General features: G+C 60.8%; 20 protein-coding genes. 7 read left to right on the forward strand and 13 right to left on the reverse strand.

Annotation, left to right across the window (positions count from 1 at the left end; all coding sequences use genetic code 11):
* The first annotated feature begins 553 nt into the window (after positions 1 to 553).
* Positions 554 to 979 (forward strand): DUF2231 domain-containing protein, encoded by a 426-nt coding sequence (locus A7K61_RS20755; protein WP_069558260.1) that lies wholly within the window; start codon positions 554 to 556, stop codon positions 977 to 979.
* Complete coding sequence (locus A7K61_RS20760) at positions 976 to 2,268, forward strand: sorbosone dehydrogenase family protein (RefSeq protein WP_044274069.1); 1,293 nt, start codon at positions 976 to 978, stop codon at positions 2,266 to 2,268. Before A7K61_RS20755 ends, A7K61_RS20760 begins: the two co-directional genes overlap by 4 nt.
* A 659-nt stretch (positions 2,269 to 2,927) precedes the next feature.
* Here A7K61_RS20760 and A7K61_RS20765 read toward each other — a convergent pair.
* The 4 genes from A7K61_RS20765 to A7K61_RS20780 all read right to left on the reverse strand — a co-directional run bounded on the left by A7K61_RS20765 (position 2,928) and on the right by A7K61_RS20780 (position 9,399).
* The gene (locus tag A7K61_RS20765) at positions 2,928 to 4,382 is read right to left on the reverse strand and encodes an efflux transporter outer membrane subunit (protein ID WP_069558261.1); all 1,455 of its coding nucleotides are present in this window, start codon (positions 4,380 to 4,382) and stop codon (positions 2,928 to 2,930) included.
* On the reverse strand, positions 4,379 to 7,555 hold the full coding sequence (locus A7K61_RS20770) for an efflux RND transporter permease subunit (protein WP_047711008.1): 3,177 nt from the start codon (positions 7,553 to 7,555) through the stop codon (positions 4,379 to 4,381). Before A7K61_RS20770 ends, A7K61_RS20765 begins: the two co-directional genes overlap by 4 nt.
* Positions 7,552 to 8,718: an efflux RND transporter periplasmic adaptor subunit gene (locus tag A7K61_RS20775; protein ID WP_047711009.1), complete on the reverse strand. Its 1,167-nt coding sequence runs from the start codon at positions 8,716 to 8,718 to the stop codon at positions 7,552 to 7,554. The genes A7K61_RS20770 and A7K61_RS20775 overlap by 4 nt, the downstream gene beginning before the upstream one ends.
* A 243-nt stretch (positions 8,719 to 8,961) precedes the next feature.
* Positions 8,962 to 9,399, reverse strand: coding sequence for a DUF3995 domain-containing protein (locus A7K61_RS20780; protein WP_014718756.1), 438 nt, complete (start codon positions 9,397 to 9,399; stop codon positions 8,962 to 8,964).
* A gap of 93 nt (positions 9,400 to 9,492) precedes the next feature.
* On the opposite strand from A7K61_RS20780, the gene A7K61_RS20785 reads away from it, so the two are divergent.
* Together A7K61_RS20785 and A7K61_RS20790 are read left to right on the forward strand one after the other, a co-directional pair.
* Complete coding sequence (locus tag A7K61_RS20785) at positions 9,493 to 9,882, forward strand: DUF2946 domain-containing protein (protein WP_032897017.1); 390 nt, start codon at positions 9,493 to 9,495, stop codon at positions 9,880 to 9,882.
* A 91-nt stretch (positions 9,883 to 9,973) separates the two neighbouring features.
* Positions 9,974 to 12,100 (forward strand): TonB-dependent siderophore receptor, encoded by a 2,127-nt coding sequence (locus A7K61_RS20790; protein ID WP_069558262.1) that lies wholly within the window; start codon positions 9,974 to 9,976, stop codon positions 12,098 to 12,100.
* Positions 12,101 to 12,241: 141 nt separating this feature from the next.
* Here the strand turns inward: A7K61_RS20790 and A7K61_RS20795 are convergent, their stop codons facing one another.
* Positions 12,242 to 13,249, reverse strand: coding sequence for an ABC transporter substrate-binding protein (locus A7K61_RS20795; RefSeq protein ID WP_047711012.1), 1,008 nt, complete (start codon positions 13,247 to 13,249; stop codon positions 12,242 to 12,244).
* A gap of 131 nt (positions 13,250 to 13,380) precedes the next feature.
* Positions 13,381 to 13,830: a hypothetical protein gene (locus A7K61_RS20800; RefSeq protein WP_044274081.1), complete on the reverse strand. Its 450-nt coding sequence runs from the start codon at positions 13,828 to 13,830 to the stop codon at positions 13,381 to 13,383.
* 397 nt (positions 13,831 to 14,227) lie between these two features.
* On the opposite strand from A7K61_RS20800, the gene A7K61_RS31590 reads away from it, so the two are divergent.
* From A7K61_RS31590 to A7K61_RS20810, 3 genes are all read left to right on the forward strand, one after another.
* Positions 14,228 to 14,503: a hypothetical protein gene (locus A7K61_RS31590; RefSeq protein ID WP_078467545.1), complete on the forward strand. Its 276-nt coding sequence runs from the start codon at positions 14,228 to 14,230 to the stop codon at positions 14,501 to 14,503.
* 110 nt (positions 14,504 to 14,613) lie between these two features.
* Positions 14,614 to 14,844 carry a hypothetical protein gene (locus A7K61_RS20805; RefSeq protein WP_003191661.1) on the forward strand — a complete coding sequence of 77 codons (231 nt, stop codon included), beginning with the start codon at positions 14,614 to 14,616 and terminating at the stop codon, positions 14,842 to 14,844.
* A gap of 68 nt (positions 14,845 to 14,912) precedes the next feature.
* Positions 14,913 to 15,155 carry a DUF2789 domain-containing protein gene (locus A7K61_RS20810; RefSeq protein WP_044274083.1) on the forward strand — a complete coding sequence of 81 codons (243 nt, stop codon included), beginning with the start codon at positions 14,913 to 14,915 and terminating at the stop codon, positions 15,153 to 15,155.
* Here A7K61_RS20810 and A7K61_RS20815 read toward each other — a convergent pair whose 3' ends face one another.
* The 7 genes from A7K61_RS20815 to A7K61_RS20840 form a co-directional block, all read right to left on the reverse strand.
* The gene (locus A7K61_RS20815; protein WP_032897012.1) at positions 15,156 to 15,359 is read right to left on the reverse strand and encodes a hypothetical protein; all 204 of its coding nucleotides are present in this window, start codon (positions 15,357 to 15,359) and stop codon (positions 15,156 to 15,158) included.
* Positions 15,360 to 15,517: 158 nt separating this feature from the next.
* Entirely contained in the window at positions 15,518 to 15,922 is a 405-nt protein-coding gene (locus tag A7K61_RS20820) for a TraR/DksA C4-type zinc finger protein (RefSeq protein ID WP_003191666.1), read from the reverse strand.
* Positions 15,923 to 16,335: 413 nt separating this feature from the next.
* Positions 16,336 to 17,358 carry an ABC transporter permease gene (locus tag A7K61_RS20825; protein ID WP_003191668.1) on the reverse strand — a complete coding sequence of 341 codons (1,023 nt, stop codon included), beginning with the start codon at positions 17,356 to 17,358 and terminating at the stop codon, positions 16,336 to 16,338.
* Between the two features lie 26 nt (positions 17,359 to 17,384).
* On the reverse strand, positions 17,385 to 18,938 hold the full coding sequence (locus A7K61_RS20830; RefSeq protein WP_032897009.1) for a sugar ABC transporter ATP-binding protein: 1,554 nt from the start codon (positions 18,936 to 18,938) through the stop codon (positions 17,385 to 17,387).
* Positions 18,939 to 19,002: 64 nt separating this feature from the next.
* A complete protein-coding gene (locus A7K61_RS20835) occupies positions 19,003 to 19,938 on the reverse strand; it encodes a sugar ABC transporter substrate-binding protein (protein WP_003191671.1) in 936 nt (311 codons plus the stop codon).
* 49 nt (positions 19,939 to 19,987) lie between these two features.
* The gene (locus A7K61_RS33215) at positions 19,988 to 20,164 is read right to left on the reverse strand and encodes a hypothetical protein (protein WP_003191673.1); all 177 of its coding nucleotides are present in this window, start codon (positions 20,162 to 20,164) and stop codon (positions 19,988 to 19,990) included.
* A 126-nt stretch (positions 20,165 to 20,290) separates the two neighbouring features.
* Positions 20,291 to 21,319: a Gfo/Idh/MocA family oxidoreductase gene (locus tag A7K61_RS20840; protein WP_069558263.1), complete on the reverse strand. Its 1,029-nt coding sequence runs from the start codon at positions 21,317 to 21,319 to the stop codon at positions 20,291 to 20,293.
* Positions 21,320 to 21,417 lie beyond the last annotated feature (98 nt).

Consider the following 21,417-nt stretch of genomic DNA (forward strand, 5'->3'; position numbering starts at 1 on the left):
GCGCCCCGTCAAACCACGCTGGCCGGAATTCGACAGGGGTTTGGGGGGTAAACCGGCAGGGATGCCGGTTTAGCCGCCCCGCGCCATGGATGGCGCGTGGCGGCGCCCCCCCCAAATCACTGGCGGATTACGGGCACACCGAGCCTAGGCGAGGTGCGGAGTGGTAGGGCAAGAGCGTTTTGCTTACTTTTGCGCTTTTCAAAAGTGAGCCGCCGTCAGGGCGGAACCCTAGGTGGCCGTTACCGCAGGAATAGATATGTACACGGTCCACCTGTGTTGACTGGCAGGCCGCCTTCGCAGGCAAGCCAGCTCCCACATTTGGATTGCGGTGCGTCAGATAGATCAGCGCCAGCTGTGAGACCGTCACGGGTGCAAGCTCCCTCGCCACAGGACAAAATTGTTTAGATACCTGCATATGCAGCGGAACGCCGGATCGAAACACACCTCGAAACGCCCTCCCAGTGAACTTTCTCACAAGTGCCATGCTCCTTTCCTATGCGAAGTCAGCGCGCCCTGAGTCCAGGGTGCAGAACGATAAGGAGCCGCCACCGACATGACTACCGTCCCCACTTACCCCGTCGTCAGGCCCGGGCCGTTGCACGGGACTTTGCTCGCCGGCACCGTGCCGTTGTTTCTCGGGGCCTTGCTCAGTGATATCACCTACGGCCAGACCTACCAGATCCAATGGGCCAATTTTGCCTCCTGGCTGATCGCTGGAGCCTTGATGTTCTGTGGTTTTGCCCTGTTGTTTGCGCTGGTCAACCTGGTGCGTGCCGAACACAAGGGCGGGCGCCCGGTGGCGTACTTCCTGCTGTTGCTGGGCACTTGGGTGCTAGGGCTGGTGAACGCCTTTCAGCATGCCAAGGATGCCTACGCCATGATGCCTGCTGGCTTGGTGCTGTCGGCGATTGTCACCGTGCTGGCGATTGTCGCCACCTGGATCGGCTTGACCAACCTGCGCTCAGGAGCTGCCCGATGAAATCACTCAACACACTGACCCTGCTCAGCGCCGCCCTGTTGCTGAGTGCCTGCGGCGGCGAAGGTGACAAGACCCAAGCGCGCGGCCCTGACCCCAAACTGCCCGAGCAACAAAGCAGCCTGTTGCCGAGCATGAAGATTGCCGAGCCCACGCCGTGGGGCGAGCAAAAGCCCAAGGTGCCCGAAGGCTACAGCGTGACCGCCATCGCCACTGACCTGGCGATCCCGCGCCAGACACTGGTGCTGCCCAACGGCGATATCCTGGTGGCCGAAGGCCGTGGCGGCAGCGCGGCCAAGCTCAAGCCCAAGGACGTGATCGCCAGTGTGATCAAGGCCCAGGGCAACACCCAGGTCAAGGGCGGCAACCGCCTTACGCTGCTGCGTGACGCCGACGGTGACGGCACCTATGAACTCAAGACGGTATTTGCCGACAACCTCAACGCTCCCTACGGGCTGGCATTCGCCGACGGCAAACTGTACGTGGCCAACCAGGACGCACTGGTGCGCTTTGATTACGCCGACGGCCAGACCAAGGCGAGCGCGCCACCGGTCAAAGTTACCGATCTGCCGGCGCAGATCAACCATCACTGGACCAAGTCGTTGGCTGTGAGTGAGGACGGGCGTCAGCTATATGTGGGCATCGGTTCCAACAGCAACGTCACCGAACGCGGCATGGAAGTGGAGATCGACCGCGCAATGGTCTGGCAGATCGACGCGGCCACCGGTGCACACAAACCCTACGCCACGGGCCTGCGCAACCCGACGGCGCTGACCATCCAACCGGGTTCCGGGCAACTGTGGACGGTGGTCAACGAGCGTGATGAACTGGGCCCCGACCTGGTGCCGGACTACCTGACGTCGGTGCGTGAAGGTGCCTTCTACGGCTGGCCCTACAGCTACTGGGGCCAGAACGTCGACCCCCGCGCACAACCGCAAAACCCGGCCAAGGTGGCCGCGGCGATCAAGCCCGATTACAGCCTGGGTTCCCACGTGGCCGCGTTGGGCGTGGATTTCTCCATCCCCGCCCTGGGTGAAAAATTCGCTGACGGCGTGTTTGTCGGCGAGCACGGCAGTTGGAACCGTGACAACCCAGTGGGCTACAAAGTGATCTTCGTACCGTTCAGCAACGGCAAACCGGCGGGCGAGCCCATCGACTTTGCCACCGGCTTTCGCGGCGACGACGGCAAAACCCGTGGCCGCCCGGTTGGAGTGACCGTGGACCCCAAAGGCGCGCTGATCATTGCTGACGACTTGGCCAATACTGTTTGGCGAGTCACACGTAACCAGTAAATCGAGGAACTACGCAACGGGGTAGTGAGAATGATGTATAGGCTGTCTGATCCAACATGCTGTTCGGCTGTCAGGCTGCCATCGGGGGCACACAAGGTCTGTGCTAGGCGCTGATTTTGTGGGCAATACATAACCAATGTGGGAGCTGGCTTGCCTGCGAAAGCGGTGGTTCAGTTAAAGAATTATTGACTGACACACCGCCTTCGCGAGCAAGCCCGCTCCCACAGGGGATCTGTGCCAAGCGCTGATTCTGTGGGCAATGCATGACCAATGTGGGAGCTGGCTTGCCTGCGAAAGCGGTGGTTCAGTTAAAGATTCAGTCACTGACACACCGCCTTCGCGAGCAAGCCCGCTCCCACACGGGATCTGTGCCAAGCGCTGATTCTGTGGGAAATGCATGACCCATGTGGGAGCTGGCTTGCCTGCGAAAGCGGTGATTCAGTTAAAGAATTATTGACTGACACACCGCCTTCGCGAGCAAGCCCGCTCCCACAGGGGATCTGTGCCAGGCGCTGATTTTGTGGGCAATACATAACCAATGTGGGAGCTGGCTTGCCTGCGAAAGCGGTGGTTCAGTTAAAGATTCAGTCACTGACACACCGCCTTCGCGAGCAAGCCCGCCCCCAAAAGCCCACCGTCGTATATTTGATACCTAACCGTTACCGCAACACAGCAGTAGCCCCGCTACACGCCTGCCCCGCCCGCTCGCAGATCTCCCAGCCACCCCCCAGCGCCTTATAGATCCCAACCACCGCCAAACGCTGTTCCGTGCGCGCTGCGGTCAATGCGCGGCGGCTGGTGAAGTCGGCACGTTCGGCCTCAAGCACATCCAGGTACACGCCCTCGCCTTGCGCAAACCGCTCGCGCGCAAAGTTGGCGGCCTCACGATTGGCGGCCGCCTCCAGCAGCCGCAAGCCCAGGGTGTTGCCGGCCGTGCGGTTGGCCTGGAACGCATCATCGGTTTCCTGCAGGGCTCGCAACACGGTCTGGTCATAAGCGATCAAGGCCGCCTGGGTGCGCGCCTCGCTGGCGGCAATCCGTGCACGTACGCGCCCAGTGTCCAGCAGCGACCAACGAATCACCGGGGCGATAAAGTTCGACTGCATGCCCGCATCGCCCAGGGCGCTGAGGCTTCCGGCCAGTAGACCGATGGAACCTTGCACCTGAATGTCCGGATACAAGCCAGCGGTTTCCACGCCAATCTGCGCGGTCGCAGCCGCCAGCGTGCGTTCCGCCGCGGCGATGTCGGCGCGGCGCGCCAGCAAGCCAGCTGGGTCTCCCACCTGCAGCGTGCGCAGGTTCAAGGTTTCACGCCCAGGCCGGGCCTGCGGTGGCTTGAACCCTTGAGGCGCTTGCCCCAGCAGCACCGCCAACGCGTTGGTTGCCTTGGCGCGACGTCGTTCCAGGTCAGGCGCTACCGCCTCCACATTGCGCAACAAGGCCTCGGCGCGCAGCCGGTCGAATTCGGTGGCGGCGCCGACGCTGACCATCTGCCCCACCAGGCCCAGGCTGTCGCGTTGGCTCTGGCTGATATCCGCAACCACGGCCTGCTCAGCTTCGATGCCTTGCAGGTCAAACCAGGTGGCCGCGACAGTCGCTGCGACGCTCGCTTGCACGTTGCGCAATAACGCCTGACGCGACCCCGCCTGGGCCTGGGCCGCCTCCACCGAGCGACGCACGCGGCCAAACAAGTCGATTTCCCAGGCCGCATCCACCGCCGCGCGGGTGGTTTCAATGGAGCGCTGCTCGCCGAACGGGGTCTGGACCTCGCTGCGCTTGCGGTGCTCGTAGCCCAGGGCGGCGCCGCCGCTGGGCAGGAAGCCTTGGCGGCTTTCACGCAGCAGCGCCTTGGCTTCGTCCAGGCGTGCGGCGGCGATGCCGATGTCGTGGTTGGCCGCCAGTGCCTGTTGGATCAACTGGCTCAGTGCCGGCTCATCAAACACCTGCCACCACTGCACCTCCACCTCGCCCGGACCCAGCCCGGCGATGGGCGCGCCAAAGCTCGTCGCCCGTTGCGCAGCGGGCAGCACCGGCGCGGAATAGTCCGGCCCCACCGAACCGCAACCGGCCAGCAGGGTCAACGACAACACAAACGCTGGATACGCCTGTTTCATGATGCGCTCTCCTTTAGCTGCACCTTCGGGCTCGCCCCCTGGCGCTGCACGCGCAGCGCCAGGCTGCGCATCACCACATAAAACACCGGCGTGAGGAACAGGCCGAACAGCGTCACGCCCAACATCCCGGCAAACACCGCAACCCCCATGGCATGGCGCATCTCGGCACCGGCGCCACTGGCAAACACCAGCGGGACTACGCCGGCGATAAACGCCAGGGACGTCATCAAAATAGGCCGCAGGCGCAATTGACACGCGTGGATCACCGCCTCCAAGGGGCTCGCGCCTTCGGCTTCGAGGCTGCGGGCAAACTCGACGATCAGGATGGCGTTCTTCGCCGCCAGGCCCACCAGCACCACCAACCCGATTTGCACGAACACGTTGTTGTCGCCGTCCACCAGCCACACGCCAAGGATTGCGCTGAGCAGGCACATGGGCACGATCAGCAACACCGCCAACGGCAGCAGCCAACTGTTGTACTGCGCGGCGAGGATCAAATAAGCCAGCAACACACACAGCGGGAAAATAAACAGGGCCGATGACCCGGCGAGCTTTTGCTGGTAGGTCAGGTCTGTCCATTCATAGGTCACGCCCTCGGGCAGTACCTCCTGGGCCAGGCGCTCCATGAGCGCAACCGCCTGCCCCGAGCTGACCCCTGGCATCGCGCCGCCAGAGATATCCGCCGACGGATAGCCGTTGTAGTGAATCACCCGGTCAGGCCCCGAGCTCGGCGTGACCGTGACAAACGCCGACAACGGCAGCATGTCTCCAGCGGCGTTGCGCACCTGCAGACGGCCAATGGCTTCGGCCTGCATGCGGTGGTCTGCATCGGCCTGGGCCGTGACTTTGTAGGTGCGGCCAAACCGGTTGAAGTCGTTGACATACAGCGACCCCAGATAGACCTGCAGCGACTCGAATACATCCGCCAGGCGCACGCCCTGGCTCTTGACCTGGGTGCGGTCGATGTCGACATTCAGTTGCGGCGCGTTGACGTCCAGGCTGGTCATCAACCCGGCCACCTGGCCTGACTCGGTGGCTTTGGTCATCAGTACCTGGGTCTGCTGCACCAGTGCCTCAAGCCCGACGCCGCCACGGTCTTCGACCTGCAACTTGAATCCCCCGGTCACCCCGAGCCCCGGTACCGGCGGCGGTGGGAATACCCCGAGGAAGCCGTCGGGGATGCTCGCAAACTTGGCTTGCAGGCGCCCGGCGATAGCGACCGCTGCCATGTCTGGCGAGGTGCGCTCTTTGAACGGATCAAGCATCACGAACATCACCGCCGCGTTCGGGACGTTGACGAAACCGTTGACCGACAACCCTGGGAACGCCACCACACTCTCGACCCCCGGCTCGTCCAAGGCGATTTTCGACATTTGCCGCACCACCGCATCGGTACGCTCCAACGAGGCCGCGTTCGGCAGTTGGGCGATGCCGACCAGGTAGTACTTGTCTTGCATCGGCACGAAGCCGGCCGGTACCGCGTTGAAGCCAAACCAGGTCAACGCGAGCAAACCGCCGTAGGCCAACAGCGCCACGCCGCGACGGCCGACGACCTTGCGCACGGTATTGCCATAGGCTTGCGGTGCACGCTGGAACGGCCGGCCCAGCACCTCAAGCAGCCGCGTGGCGCGACCGCGCAGGCTGCGTGGGTCAGGCGCCACAGCGGTATGCCGGGGCCGCAGCAACAGGCCGGCCAGGGCCGGGCTGAGGGTCAAGGAGTTGACCGCCGAGAGGATGGTGGAAATCGCGATGGTCAGCGCAAACTGCCGATAGAACTCACCTTGCAGGCCACTGAGAAACGCAGTGGGAATGAACACGGCCGCCAGTACCGAGGTGATCGCAATGATAGGGCCGGTGACCTCGCCCATGGCCCGTCGCGCAGCCTGCATCGGCTCCTCGCCGTTCTCGATATGCCGCTCGACGTTCTCCACCACCACGATGGCATCGTCGACCACGATGCCAATCGACAGCACCAGGCCGAACAGCGACAAGGTGTTGAGGGAGAAGCCCATCAGGTGCATGACCGCGAAGGTGCCGATGATCGACACCGGCACGGCCATCAAGGGGATCAGCGACGCGCGCCAGTTGCGCAGGAACACCACCACCACGATCACCACCAGCAGGATCGCTTCCATCAGCGTGATGGCCACCGACTCCAGGGAAGCGCGCACAAACACGGTGGGGTCATAGGCAATCCGCGACACCAGCCCTTCGGGGAAGTTGGTTTGCAGGCGCTGCATGGTGTCGCGCACCGACTGCGCCACATCGAGGGCGTTGGCCCCCGGGCTCTGGATGATCTGCAAGGCCACCGCCGGCTCGCCGTCCAACAGACTGCGCAGCGCGTAGGCATCGGCGCCCATCTCGATACGGGCCACATCGCGCAAACGCGTGACCTGGCCGTTATCGCCGGTGCGAATGATGATGTCGCCAAACTGCTCTTCGTCCGTCAAGCGCCCCAGGGTATTGACCGTGACTTGGAAGGCCGCAGTGGAATCCGGCGACTGGCCGACCGAGCCCGCCGCCACTTGCACGTTCTGCTCGCGCACGGCAGCAATCACATCGCCGGCGGTCAAGCCACGGGCAGCGATCAGGTCCGGGTCGAGCCACAGCCGCATGCTGTATTCACCGGCGCCCCACACCAGCACATCGTTGATCCCCGGCAGCCGCGACAACTCATCGCGCACCTGCAGGTAGGCATAGTTGGAGATGTAGAGCGGGTCATAACGTTGGTCCGGGGACAGCAGGTGGACCACCATGAGGATGTCCGGCGAGGTTTTCTGCGTGACCACGCCCAGGCGCTGCACCTCTTCGGGCAAGCGCGGCAAAGCTCGCGACACACGGTTCTGCACCTGGATCTGGGCCATGTCCGCGTTGGTGCCCTGGGCGAAGGTCGCGGTCAGGATCATGCGGCCATCGGTGGCCGACTGCGAGGTCATGTAAAGCATGCCCTCGACCCCGGTGATCACCTGTTCCAGCGGCGCTGCCACTGTCTCGGCAATTACCTGCGGGTTGGCACCCGGATACGACGCCGTCACTTGCACCGTGGGCGGCGTGACGGCCGGGTATTCGCTCAACGGCAAATGGAAGAAGGCCACGATGCCGCCGATCATCATCAACACCGACAGGACGATGGCGAAGATCGGTCGGTCAATGAAAAAGCGTGGGAAGCTCATTGCACGCCCCCCACCGCCAGCGGCGTCTCAAGCGGCTTGCCCTCGATGCTGGCAGCCAGTGGTGTTACCTGCATGCCGGGGCGCACCAGGCCTTTGACGACAATGCGCTCGCCCGGTTGCAGGCCCTGTTCGATGACCCGCAGGCCGTCAACCACCGGGCCCAGTTCGACCGGGCGGTACTCGGTCTTGTCACCCTCACCCACTACCAGCACATAACGGCGGCCCTGGTCGGTGCCGATGGAATGGTCGGCAATCAACACCCGGGGTTGCGCCGCGCCAGTGTCCAGCTTGACCTTGGCAAACAGCCCCGGCGTCAAGCGCCCATCCGGGTTCGCCACCACCGCACGCACGCGCACCGTGCCGGTCTTGCGGTCGGCCGAGTTGGCCAGAAAGTCCACGCGCCCGGCCCGTGCATAGGTCGTATCGTTGAGCATCGCCACCATGACCTTGGCGGCGTTCTCGCCCTTGGTCCCGGCGTGCTGCCGCGTCGCTGCCAACGAATGCAGGTAGGTGCGTTCGTCCACGTCGAAGTACACATGCAAGGGGTCGATGGAGACAATTGTGGTCAGGGGTGTTTCCCCACGGGTGACATAGTTGCCTTCCGTCACCAATGCGCGGTCGATGCGCCCGCTGATAGGCGCGGTGACGCGGGTGTAACTCAGGTCCAGCTGGGCCGTATCCAGCGCAGCCCTGGCCGCCTCGACCTGGGCCCTGCCGGCATTCAACGAGGCAATGGCGGTGTCGAGGCGATCACGTGCCACCACCTTCTTGGCGTACAACTGCTCGGCGCGGCCATGCTCGGCCTGGGCCAGTGATGCATTGGCCTCGGCCTCACGCAAACGCGCCTTGGCGGCGTTCACTGCCGCCTGAAACATGCGCGGATCGATCACAAACAACGGGCTGCCCTTGGCCACGAACTGGCCTTCGGGCACGCTGACACTTTGCAGATAGCCACTGACTCGCGGGCGCAATTGAACCTGGTCGATGGCGGTCAACGAACCGGTGTACTCCACAAACGGCGTTACCGCACGCGCCACCACTTGGGCCACCGGCACGCCGGGTGGTTGGGCGGCTGCGGCTGGCGGCGCTTTGTCCGAGCATCCGCCCAGCGTTAACGCTACGGCCAACGCCCCGGCAATCAGGCTGACTGGTTTGGTGTACATCGTTCACCCTCCTTGGAATTTTCAAGACAAATCGACACGTGGGGTTTTTATCCGGCTTGCCATACTGGGAAGGTCAAGCGCTATAAAACCGGGGGTGTGTTTTGTCTGGGAAATATCTGGAGGGTTAAACAGGTAGGAGCGAGCTTGCTCGCGAAAAACTCGCAAACGCCACGCTTATTTCAGGAAGAACGCGTCATCGTTGACGTTTTTCGCGAGCGAGCTCGCTCCTACAGAGGACTTCCATCAGGTCCAGGCGACTACCAGCAAGCCTGCGCCCAACACCAGGCACAACGGCGAATAGAAATAGGTATCCAGGCGAGCAAACCTCGACCCGCCGACCTTTTTGAAAAAACCCACCAGCTCCGAATCCCCGATCGCCCGAGCAAACATCAGCACGGCAATCGCACTGATGCCCCACTGCAACGCCCCATGGGACACCGGCGAGAAATACAGCCCGGCGCGAAGGCACACGAGCAACGCAATCGCCACCAGCCCCATCGCGACCAGGAAGGTGCCCAGCGCCGACGGTTTGAACGCCGGCCTTGGCCCGCTGGCAAACTCTCCGGGCAGTTGCGGGATAGCGGCCAGGCTGCCGAGCTTGCCACCCGCAGCCCAATACAAATGCACCATGCTGATGAAGGTAAATACCCCGACGATCCACCGCGCAATCACAAAGCTCATGGTCGGCGCTCCACAAAAATGTGCGAATGAGGATAGTCGCCCTGAGATTTTTTGCAGGCATTTCGTCGGTCGCTGATGATAAAGTGCCGCCCCATGAAACTCGCCCGTGCCGACCGCTCGCTCATTGCCTGGATGCTCTACTGCTGCGTCCTGTTCAATGTGTTCGCCTGCAGCATTGGTCATGGGCAGATGGTGGGGATGCAGCTCAACGGCATCAGCGGCCAATTCTGTACGGTCGACCCACGTACCCAGGCACCGCTGCCCAGCAATTCTACGGATGAGAGCCTGCCCACGCTGTCGAAGGCATTTGGTTGCCCGCTGTGTTCTACCGGCGGCATGGGCCCGGCGCTCAACTCCCACCTGAATGTGGCGGTACTGCCACAACCCCATGCGCCGCCTGCTGCGGTGGTGCTTGCCGCTGACATTCCTGCCCGCTTCACCTGGCCTGCGGCTAATCCGCGCGCGCCACCCGCCTTCGCCTGATCCCTGCGCTTTCTGATCTGCATTGCCCCGTTGCCGTAAGGACTACGGGTAGCTGTGCGTTGTTTTCGAGCCAAGTTTTCAGGATTCAACCATGAAACATTTACCCCTGTTGGCGGGCCTGTTCGGCTGCCTGCCTGTTTGCGCCTCGGCCCTTGAACTGGCGCCGACCACCATTGATGGCGAACAAAGTGCCGAGCCAGGCCTGGCCCTGGACCAATCCAGCGGCATGGCCTCGCGCCTGGGCCTGAGCGTGCGGGAAACCCCGGCGTCGGTGGCCATCGCCAACCGCAACGATATCGAGCGCCACGGCGCCAAGACCTTCCGCGATGCGGCCAATACCCTGCCTGGCGTCAACGTCAGCGCACCGCCTGGGTTTGGCGGGTTCGTCTCGTACCGAGGGTTTACCAGCAGCCAGATCACCCAGATGTTCAACGGCATCAATGTCGCCACCGGCCTGGCGCGGCCGGTGGATGCGTGGATCTACGACCGCGTCGAACTGGTGGGCGGCCCCTCCTCCTTGATCAACGGCGCAGGCTCCGTGGGTGGCTCGCTGAACTACGTGACCAAGCTGGCAACCCGCGAGGAACAAGCCGTCGAAGGCCAACTGAGCTATGGCAGCTACGACACCGCCGGTATGGCGTTCGGCCTCAACCATGCGCTGACCGAACCCGGCGCCGAGGTGCAGCACTACGCCCGCCTGGATGTGAGCCGCAACACCAACCACAGCTACATCGACCGCGACCAGCGCGATGCCTGGAGCGTGGCGTTTTCCCTGCTCAGCGACCTCACCCCGAACCTGTCCCACACCCTGGCCTTGGAATATCAGGACGAACATGAAGACAGCCCGTACTGGGGCACGCCGGTGCTCAACCCCAAGGCCGGTGAACTGAAGATCGACAAGCACAACCGCTTCAATAACTACAACGTCGCCGACGGTCGTTATGAGCAACGCACGATCTGGGCACGGTCGATCATCGACTACCGGATCAACGACAGCACCACGCTGAAAAATACCCTCTACCACCTCGACAGCCAGCGCGACTATCGCAACCTGGAGACCTATCAGTACAACGCCGACAACAGCGCGGTGAACCGCTCAACGGCCTATCAGGTGCGGCATCAGGGCGAGCAGAACGGCAACCAGTTCGAACTGCGCCATGACACGAACGTGTTCGGCCTTGCCACCACCTGGTCTGGCGGTTTTGAGTACAAGGTCAACAGCACCACCAACAGCCCCTTGAACGTGCCGGGCAAAAGTAGCGTGGACCCGAACCACTACGACCCAGGGCACTTCTATGATATTCCCGGTACCCAGCCAGGTTTCGTCAAGGACAAAACCAACCAGGTAACCACCAAGGCACTGTTCGTGGAAAACCGTCTGGGACTGACGGATAAGCTGTCGCTGCTGACCGGTCTACGTTATGACGCTATCGACCTGAACGTGACCAACCACCGCACCCTCACCGCCACCACCCCGCGGCACTTCAAGCGCAGTTGGGAACCGGTAACGGGCCGGGTGGGCCTGACCTATCAGTTCATCCCGTCCGCCAACGTCTATGTGCAATACAGCACCGCCGTCGAACAGCCCAATACCACTACCCAAGTGTTCGACGTGTCCACCGGCAAGCAATGGGAAATCGGCAGCAAGTTCGATTACCTGGAAGGTCGGGGCTCCGCCACGGTCGCGGCCTACAAGATCGAACGCAAGGACTTTGCGGTCACCGACCCGCTGGACCCGACCAACAGCATCCCGGTGGGCGCGCAGTCGTCCAAGGGCATCGAACTGGCCAGCTCGTTGCGCATCACGCCGAGGCTATTGGCCGAAGGCAACTTCGCCTGGGTAGACGCGCAGTATGATGAGTTCAACGAAAAAACCGCCAGCGGCGCCGTGGTGTCGCGCAAGGGCAATACGCCAACCAACGTGCCCAAGCGCGTGGGCAACCTGTGGCTGACCTACGACTTTGCCGAGGACTGGCAAGGTGGCGTGGATGCGCGCTACGTCGCCCAGGTGTATGCAGACAATGCCAACACCCAGACCGTGCCAGCGTATACGCTGTTCGGCACGTTCCTGCGCTATAAGCTGGATGCGAACACCTCGGTCACCGGGCGCGTGCGTAACCTGACCAACGAGGTGTATGCCGAGTTTGCCCATGTGTCGCCGGCGTATTATCTGGGGTCACCGAGGACCTTTGAGCTGGCGGTACAAACTCGATTCTAAACCCGCAATACAATCAAAAATGTGGGAGCGGGCTTGCTCGCGAATGCAGTGTGTCAGTGACAGATCAATTGCCTGACACACCGCTTTCGCGAGCAAGCCCGCTCCCACATTTTAATCTCCACTCAGCAGCACCTCTGGCGCTTACTTGAGGCTCGCCTCGACCTTCTGCGCCACCTCTTGCGTCAACCAGGCCTTCCACACCTGTGGATGTTCCTTGAGAAACGCCTGGGCCACTTCCCTAGGGGGCGTGTGACGTTCGCTCATCGTCGCCAAGGCTTTGTTAAGCGGCTCGATGGGAAACTCGACCTTCTCGAAGAACTCGGCAATGTGTGGATGTTCCTGCTGGAACGGCGTCGATACGCCAATGCTCAACTTGGACGCCAACGAGCGTGTCGGCTTCGGGTTCGGATTGTCGGCATCGGTCAGGGTCTTCCACGCGTCTGCATCAAATGGCGGCTCTTGCAGCTGGATCAATTTGTAGCGCCCCATCAACGGGGTGGGCGACCAGTAGTAGAACAGGACGGGCTTGCCCCGGCGAATCGACGAGGCAATCTCCGCATCCAGCGCTGCGCCCGACCCGCTGCGGAAGTTCACATAGCTGTCGTCCAGGCCATAAGCCTTGAGCTTCTGTTTGTTGACCACTTCGGACGTCCAGCCGATGGGGCTGTTGAGAAAGCGCCCCTTGCCTGGGGATTCAGGGTCTTTGAACACGTCCTTGTAACGCGCCAAGTCCTGTACGCTTTTGAGGTCCGGCGCCAGGGGTTTGAGCCCTTTTGACGGGTCACCCTTGACCACGTATTCCGGCACCCACCACCCTTCGGTGGCGCCTTTGACGATATCGCCCAGGCCCGCCACCTTGCCTTCGGCTTCAGCCTTGACCCACACCGGGCTGCGGCCTGCCCACTCCTCGCCGATCACCTGGATATCATTCTTGGCCAGGGCGGTTTCCAGGGTGATGGTGGTGCCCGGCAAGGTGTCGGTGGGCAGGTCATAACCCTTCTCGACGATAAAACGCAGGACTTCTGTGATCAGGCTGCCGCTTTCCCAGTTCAGGTCGGCAAAATGCACCGGTGCCTGGGCAGCCGATACCGGCAATGACAGACTCAGGGTTGTCAGGCCCGCCGCCAACAGTGACTTCAATCCTTTCATGCTTTTGCACCTCGCGTTTTCGCAGTCATGGCGAACGGCTTTGCTGCGAATGCGCGAAGCCTCTGAATAGTTAAGTCAACTCAACTGTAGTAGAGGTTCCAAAAGACAAAGAGGCACAACGTGTTCAGTACCTACTCGCTGGCCTTGAAGGTCACCAGCTCGCCCTTGCGCCATTTGGCGGCTTTGCCCGTCACGGCCTTCAGGGTTTTGGTCAACCCTTCTTGCAATTGCTCATGGGCGGCGAATACCAGCATCACGCTGTGGCCTTCCTTGAACACGATACCCTGGCCTTCGTTCGATGACACAAAGGCATAGTCGCCGAGGCCGTACACGGTCAACTTGATATCGCGAAACCTCAATTCGAACTTGCCACCCTCGCGGCTGGGCAACACCGAGGCGCGAAAATGGTCGCCCACTTTGAGTTCCAGACGTGGCTTGTCATCCACGACCAGCGCCGTTTCGGTATCGATCTCGGCGATATAAATACCTTCCGGCGTCTGTTCAGTGATGTAGACAAACCGAGATTGAAACTGCTTGACCAACTTAGCGCGCAAATCACCCAGCACGAATAACGCGTGCATATCCAGATTACTGACTGCCAAGGAAACGCCCCCACATCAAAAAAGCGCTGGTCGCCGAAGCGAGCAGCACAAAAAAATCGCCGTTACGACACGATCACAGAGTCATTAAAAAACTGAAGAGAACGCGTAAGGCTAGTACAGACATCTGCGGCGGACCTCATGCAAGGTCATCCGGTGGTACAGCAAATCACAGGTTCAACGACCCGAGAATACAGGTCGAGCAACTTCAGAGAATAACCCGATTAAAAACGCAGTTTTCCGACACTCAACACAAAAAAATACGCAAGGCATGGAACCAGTCGCGAACTGCCGACGACAATACTAAAACAGCAACAGGGGTCAAAACCACCGCAAATGCTAACCACAGGCCAATAAGATCGAACGACAGGAGCTGAGCATGCAACGACGTCAACACGACGCTACGTCTTTCCACACTCGTTCATCATGTCCAGACGAACGCCAATACTACTGCTTGTTTAACCTTGACGGGTACTCCAATTCAGTGCTGTACCAAGTTGTACCGGCAGGAAAGAATTTTTTTCATATTCTTGAAGTGCCCAGCGGCAGGATCAAGGGTTTTCGCAGCGATCACAACAAGGCCTGCGAACTGGCCAAGACTCTGGAAGCAAAGCTGCACGCTCGTTGCGGTCGGGTCGTTTCGTCACCTGGCTGACTTTACTGCGCCACCGCCCCTCAACAACTGCCATACTGGCCCGTCCATTGAAGTTTGCCCCCTGCGGGTCAGGTTTCATCAACGCAGTTACCTTGAAGGGAAAGCTATACGTGACGGAATTTGATATTGGCGAATTTATTATCCACGGTGATGCGAGGGAAGTAGACGGCGAGTTTCAAGCGGTCATCATCATGCGAGCCAAACCGCCGCTGAACAAGGTCACTGCGCATCAGGTGGAAAAAGACCGCTGGTTCAAAACCGCCGACGCAGCTGCCGTGGCAGGCAAAGAAGCGGCCCAGGCGCTGAAAGCCGCCGTGGATTGCGGCGCGCTCAATTCCTGACAATCGGATAGAACTCTGGCGTCCCCTACCCCTCACATGCATGACGACAAGCCCGCATGGAGAACGTTATGGACACCACCACCCCAACCCTTGAAACCCTGTTCGAACAACTGGGCCTGGATTCCAGCCAGGAAGCTATCGAGCGTTTCACCGCTGAACATCGCCTGCCCGATGAGGTAAAACTCATCGACGCGCCATTCTGGAGCGAACAGCAGGCGAACTTCCTCAGGGAGCAATTGCACGTCGACGCAGAATGGGCGCCCGCCGTGGATGACCTCAATGCACTGCTGCATGAGCCTCCCCGCGTGTGATCAATGCAGGCTGTCTGACGCTTCACTGCGTAACAGCGCTTGCCAGGCAGCCTGGCATTCCTGCGCCTCATCCCGGCTGGCGAATGCCGTACCGCGCTGCTCGCCGTTGAGCAACACCACCCAGCAAGCTCGCTGGCCCATGGCACGCAGCGTTTCGGGTACACCACTGCCGATCATCACGGCCACATCGACTTTGTTTTGCATGGAGCTTCTCCGCAGCATTAGTTAGCTGGCTAACAATGTTGGCCATGCTACGGTTTTATTCCAGTTGGAAAAAGCTATCTTCGGAATAGCTTCATTGCATAAACAGCAACAATCTAGAGACCGGGGCGGCCAGCTCGAGAGCCGCCCCATTCACCGCATCAGGCTTGACGCTGGTGCTTGTCGATCTGCTCGTGGCGCTCTTGCGCTTCGATGCAGTACTTGGTGGTAGGGCTGATCAGCAGGCGCTTGAGGCCGATAGGCTCGCCGCTGTCGTCACACCAGCCAAAGGAATCTTCCTTGATGCGTTCCAGGGCGCGCTCAAGTTGCGGCAGCATGCGCTGGTCGCGGTCAATGGCGTTCACCAACCAGGTGCGCTCTTCTTCCACGGAAGCCGCGTCAGCCGGGTCGGCCGGGGTGTCCAGGCTTTCAATGGCGATACGGTTCTGCTCAATGCGCTCGTGGTGTTCCACTTTCATGTCTTGCAGCAACTTCTCGAAAAAAGCGTGCTGTTCGGCATTCATGTAGTCATCCGCCGGCATGGCCAGCAACTTTTCCTTTGTCATTGATTTCTCTATAAAAAATACGTGCATTAAGGCGAATAAGGGAGCGTTCCGCAAGGCCTGTGCAGGTCTCGGAAGGGCGCCGTCCATTTCAAGCGCCACCCGGCACTCAATTTACGAGGGGCGGCAGTCTAAGGCCGACTTGAGGGCGCAGCAACTGAAAAGACAGGCATTTTTTCCCGATCAACCCCCAAAAGCACCAGGACGGGCTTGGCGAATGGTCATCGGAGTGCGTTTATAGCAAGAAATTCAGTGTAGTGGAGCTATATAGAAGACAAACGGTTGAAAGGGCCTGCCCCCCCCCCTGTAGGAGCGAGCTTGCTCGCGAAGCATTCAAGGACACCGCGTTCAATCAGATAGCCCGCGTTATCTTTGCAGCTTTCGCGAGCAAGCTCGCGCCTACAGGGGGCAGGTACTCAGCGCTTGAGCTTGCGCTTGTTGCGGTATTGGTCGATCACCACCGCCACCACGATGATCAAGCCCTTGATGATGTCCTGGATATACGCATCCACCCCGACAAAGGTAAACCCGCTGGCCATCACCCCGAGGATCAGCGCGCCGATCACCGTGCCGGTGATGCGCCCTACTCCACCGGCCAGGCTGGTACCGCCGATCACTGCGGCGGCAATCGCGTCCAGCTCGTAGGACATGCCCATGCCGGCCTGCCCCGTCGCTGCACGTGCCGAGGCCACCACGCCAGCCAGGCCCGCCAGGAGACCGGCGATGCTGTAGACAATGATCAGGTGGCGCTTGACGTTGATCCCCGAGGTACGCGCCGCCTGCATGTTGCCGCCAATGGCATAGGTGTACTTGCCATACTTGGTGTAACGCAGGGCAATGTGGAAGATCACCGCCACCACCAGGAAGATAATCACCGGCATGGCGCCATGGCCGATTGCTGTGTAGGAGTCCGAGAGCATGCTCACCGGCTGGCCTTCGGTGTAGTAGCGCGCCAGGCCACGGGCCGAGACCATCATGCCCAGGGTCGCGATAAACGGCGGGATGCCGGTGACCGCGATAATGCTACCGTTGATCGCCCCCGCTAAAAGCCCCACGCCCAAGCCCATCGCCACCGGGATCCACACCGGCAAATCGGTGAGGGACGGAAACACCGCCCGGGAAAAGTCGGAGGTTTGCGCCAGGCTGGCGGCGATCATCGCTGACAAGGCCAGCACCGAGCCGGACGACAAATCGATGCCCGTGGTGATGATTACCTGGGTCACACCGATGGCCAGAAGGCCGATGATCGACACCTGAAGGATCATCAGCACCAGGCGCTGGGAGTTCATCAGAAAGCTCTGGTCGCGCACGATCCAGCCGAACAATTCAAACACCAGGCCGATACCGATCAGCACCAGAAAGATACTCAGCTCGGTGGGCATGCGTCGACGGTTCTTGACCGGCGCGGTTGCCGGCTTGTTGTCTGTTATTGCGTTCATAACCCATCACCTTCTTATTCTGTAGATCAGTGGACTGCGGTCATCCCGGAAGCCAACTGCATGACTTTTTCCTGGGTCGCCTCGGCGCGATCCAGGGTGCCCATCAGCTCACCTTCGTGCATCACCATCACTCGGTCGCTCATGCCGAGCACTTCGGGCAGTTCGGAGGAAATCATGATCACCGCCATGCCTTCGCTGGCGAGGAAGGCGATCAAGCGATAGATCTCGGCCTTGGCGCCCACGTCGATGCCGCGTGTCGGTTCATCCAGGATCAGCAAGCGTGGGTTGGTCATCAACCAACGCGCCAGCAAGGCCTTTTGCTGGTTGCCGCCGGACAAGGTGTCGATGCATTGCTCCAGCGAAGGGGTTTTCACCCGCAGCTTCTTGCACATGTCTTCACACAGGGCACGCAAGGCTTTCTGCTGGATAAAACCGTTGCCCGAATAGTGCGGCAACACCGCCATCTCCATGTTCTCCAGCACCGACAGGCAGGGGAACAGGCCGCTGAGCTTGCGGTCCTCGGTCAACAGCGCAAAGCCTTTCTCGATGGCCATATGTGGGTCGGTAATGCGCACCGCCTTGCCGTCCAGGGTAATTTGCCCGCTGGAGCTTGGGGTGATGCCAAAAATGGTTTCCGCCACGTTGGTGCGCCCGGAGCCCATCAGCCCGGCGATACCGAGGATTTCCCCGGCGTGCAGGTCGAACGATACGTCTTTGAATACGCCGTCCAGGCTCAGGTCGCGCACCGACAGCAGCAGGTCACCAATCGGCGTCTCGCGCACCGGGAACAACTGGCTCAGCTCACGCCCGACCATCATCGAGATGAGGCTGTCGCTGTTCATGCTGTCGGCCCGTTGCAAACCGATGTATTGGCCGTCACGGAACACCGCCACTTCATCGGCGATGGCGAACACTTCGTTCATCTTGTGGGTGATATAGACGATGCCTTTGCCCTGGGACTTGAGGTCGGCAATGATCGAAAACAGGTGGGCCACTTCCTTGTCGGTAATGGCCGAGGTGGGTTCATCCATGATCAGGATGTCGGAGTCATAGGACACCGCCTTGGCAATCTCGACCATTTGCCGTTCGGCAATGCTCAGGTTGCCGACCTGTTCTTCCGGGTCGAGGTTGATGCGCAGGCGCGCCAGCAACTCGGCAGTGCAGCGGTGCATTTCGCGGTGGTTGACCATGTGCAGGCTGTTGAGCTGTTCGCGGCCGATCCAGATGTTCTCGGCGATGCTCATATGGGGCATCAGGTTGAGTTCCTGGTGGATCATCGCGATCCCGGCCTTTTGCGCGGCCAGCGGCGTTTCAAAGGTGATCGGCTTGCCACGCAGGCGAATCTCGCCGGCGTCGGGCTGGTAGATGCCGGCGATGATCTTCATCAACGTCGACTTGCCCGCACCGTTCTCGCCCATCAACGCCAGCACGGTGCCGGGGCGCACCCGCAGTTGCACATCGTCCAGGGCCACGACACCGGGAAAGCCTTTGCTGATGTTGAGGATTTCCAGCAGGTAGGGTTCGTCCAGCGCCAGCGCCGGGTGGGCGGCGGGCTGAGACGTGGCGGCTTGAGCAAGCATAGGGAGGTACTCCATCTGCAGGGCGGCCGTGACCGCCCTGCCAGCTTTTGTTGTTATGTCGGGGCTACTTGAAGTCTTTGACGTTGTCCGGGGTGATCAACTGGAACGGGATCACCACGTTCTGCTCGACCGGCTCGTTCTTGGCCATCTTGCGCGCCGCTTCCACCGAACCTACCGCCTGGCCCTTGGCGTCCTGGAAGGCTGACACGGTCATGTCGCCCTTGGTGATCGCGTTCAAGCCATCGGGCGTGCCGTCGACACCGGCAATCAACACGCTGCCTTTTTCCTTGCCGGCCGATCTCAGGGCCATGGACGCGCCGATCGCCATCTCATCGTTGTTGGCCAGCACCGCATTGAACTCCCGGCCCTGGGTCAGCCAGTCGTTGACCAGGGTCATGCCCCTGTCACGCAACCAAATGCCGGTTTGCTCCTGCTCGATCTTGATGTCCGGGTACTTGGCCAGCACTTCCTTCACGCCCTTGGTGCGGTTGGTGGTGGAGTTGTTCGCCAGGTCGCCCAACAGGATCACGACCTTGCCCTTGCCGCCGAGCTTTTCGGCGATGTACTGCATCTGCAGGCGGCCGGCCTCGACGTCATCGGAGGTCACGGCCACCACGTCCTTGGGCAGGTCTTTCTGGTCGGGGCGGCGGTTGACGAACACCAGCGGAATACCTGCCTTGGTGGCGGCACTGATGATGTTCTTGGTCGACGCGGTATCAACCGGGTTGACGATAATCGCGTCAACCTTCTGGCTGATGAAGTTCTCGACCTGGCTCAACTGCTTGACCACATCGGCGCGGGCATCTTCGAACTGCAGTTGCACGCCATCGCCTTTTGGATAGGACTTGGCTTGTTTGTCCATGTCCTCGCGCAGGTAGGTGAGGAAGGTGTCATCGAACGCGGACATCGTCACGCCCACCTTGAGATCGGCGGCGCCGGCAACGCCACTGGCCAGCAGCATGGACAGGGCCAGGGCGGTAAAACGGATCGGGGTCTTCATGAACGGTCTGTCTCCACTTTCTTGTTGGTTTTGTTCGACGTTGCGTTGATCAGGACTCGGCTGTCAGTCGCACCACTGGCGCGCCAGGAATGCAGCACACCAGCGCGCCCTGGTTTTCGACGCACAGCACATTCAGGAAGGAGAAGTAGAACGGCCGAGCGCGGGGCAGTCCGCGTGGCGCTTGGAGGGGGCGTAAAACTCGCAGTACAGCGTTGAAGATTTTCATCTGACGGTACCTGGTTGTTTTTGATCTTGTTTTTGTTGAGTCGCCCGTAGGTTCCGGGACGTACTTTATGCAACCTGGAAAAGACTGTATTAGAAAATAATTTCCATATCAACCTGTTTTAGAATTTTATTCTATTTTTGTCGAAACCACCTGCTGGCGCTCGGCGCTCAGGCGTGCGGCGTCTAATATACGGGTGGTTTCCAGGGCGTCATAGGCGTTGACGGGCAGCGGCCCCTGCCCCATCACGGCGGCTTGCAACTGGCGGTAGAACTGGTTCCAGCAGCCCTTCTCCGACGGCACCCGCTCACGCTCCGGCCCTTGTTCAAACCAGCCCCAGCGTCGGTGTTCCTCAGCGCCCCAGTGTTCGCCTTCGGTTTTCGGCGACTTGCCGGCCAGCAGCGCTTCTTCTTGGCCGTCCAGGCCCTCGACGGTGTAGCAACCCAGGCTGCCACTGACGCGAAAGCGCGGCGCCTGGCTGTTCTGCAACGCGTTGCCCCACAGGTGCGAAATCACGCCGTTGGCGTGGGTGAGGGAGACAAAGAAGCCGTGGTCCACGGTGGGATGTTCAGGCGTGTAGTGCACTTGGGCGAATACCCGGTCCACCGGGCCGAACAGTTGCAGCGCCTGGTCGACCAGGTGGCTGCCCAGGTCGCGCAGCCATCCGCCACCGCTGGCATTGCCCACGGCCTGCGGGCTGTAGCGCTCCACGCGGGATTCAAAGCGGGTGATGGTGCCTAGGGCGCCGGCGTCGATCAGTTTGCGCAGGGTCAGGTAATCCGAATCCCAGCGCCGATTATGGTAGACGCTGAGCAGCGAGCCTTGGCGCTCGGCGGCGGTGATCAGGGCCTGGGCTTGTTCGGCGTTGGCGGCAAAGGGTTTATCACTGACCACCGCCACACCATGCTCGATGGCTTCCAGCACCAGGGCCGGGCGACCTTTCAAGGTAGTGGAAATCACCAGGGCATCGACGCCGGCTTCGACGATCTGCCCGATGGAATCGAAGGCTTTGACACCGGGAAGATCAGTACTCAATTGCTGGCGACGTTCGGGTGAACGCGTCACCACACCGACAAAGGTGGCGCCAGGCAGGGTGGCGATCAGCGGCGCATGAAAAAAGCGCCCACCGTGGCCGTAGCCCACTAGTCCGATTCGCATGTTCAACTCCTTATATGAAGTGCAATCCATTCCAAATGTGGGAGCGGGCTTGCTCGCGAATGCGGTGTATCAGCTAAGGCATTTGTATCTGATAGACC

Source organism: Pseudomonas sp. AP42, from assembly GCF_001728935.1.
Classification (GTDB): Bacteria; Pseudomonadota; Gammaproteobacteria; order Pseudomonadales; family Pseudomonadaceae; genus Aquipseudomonas; species Aquipseudomonas lactis.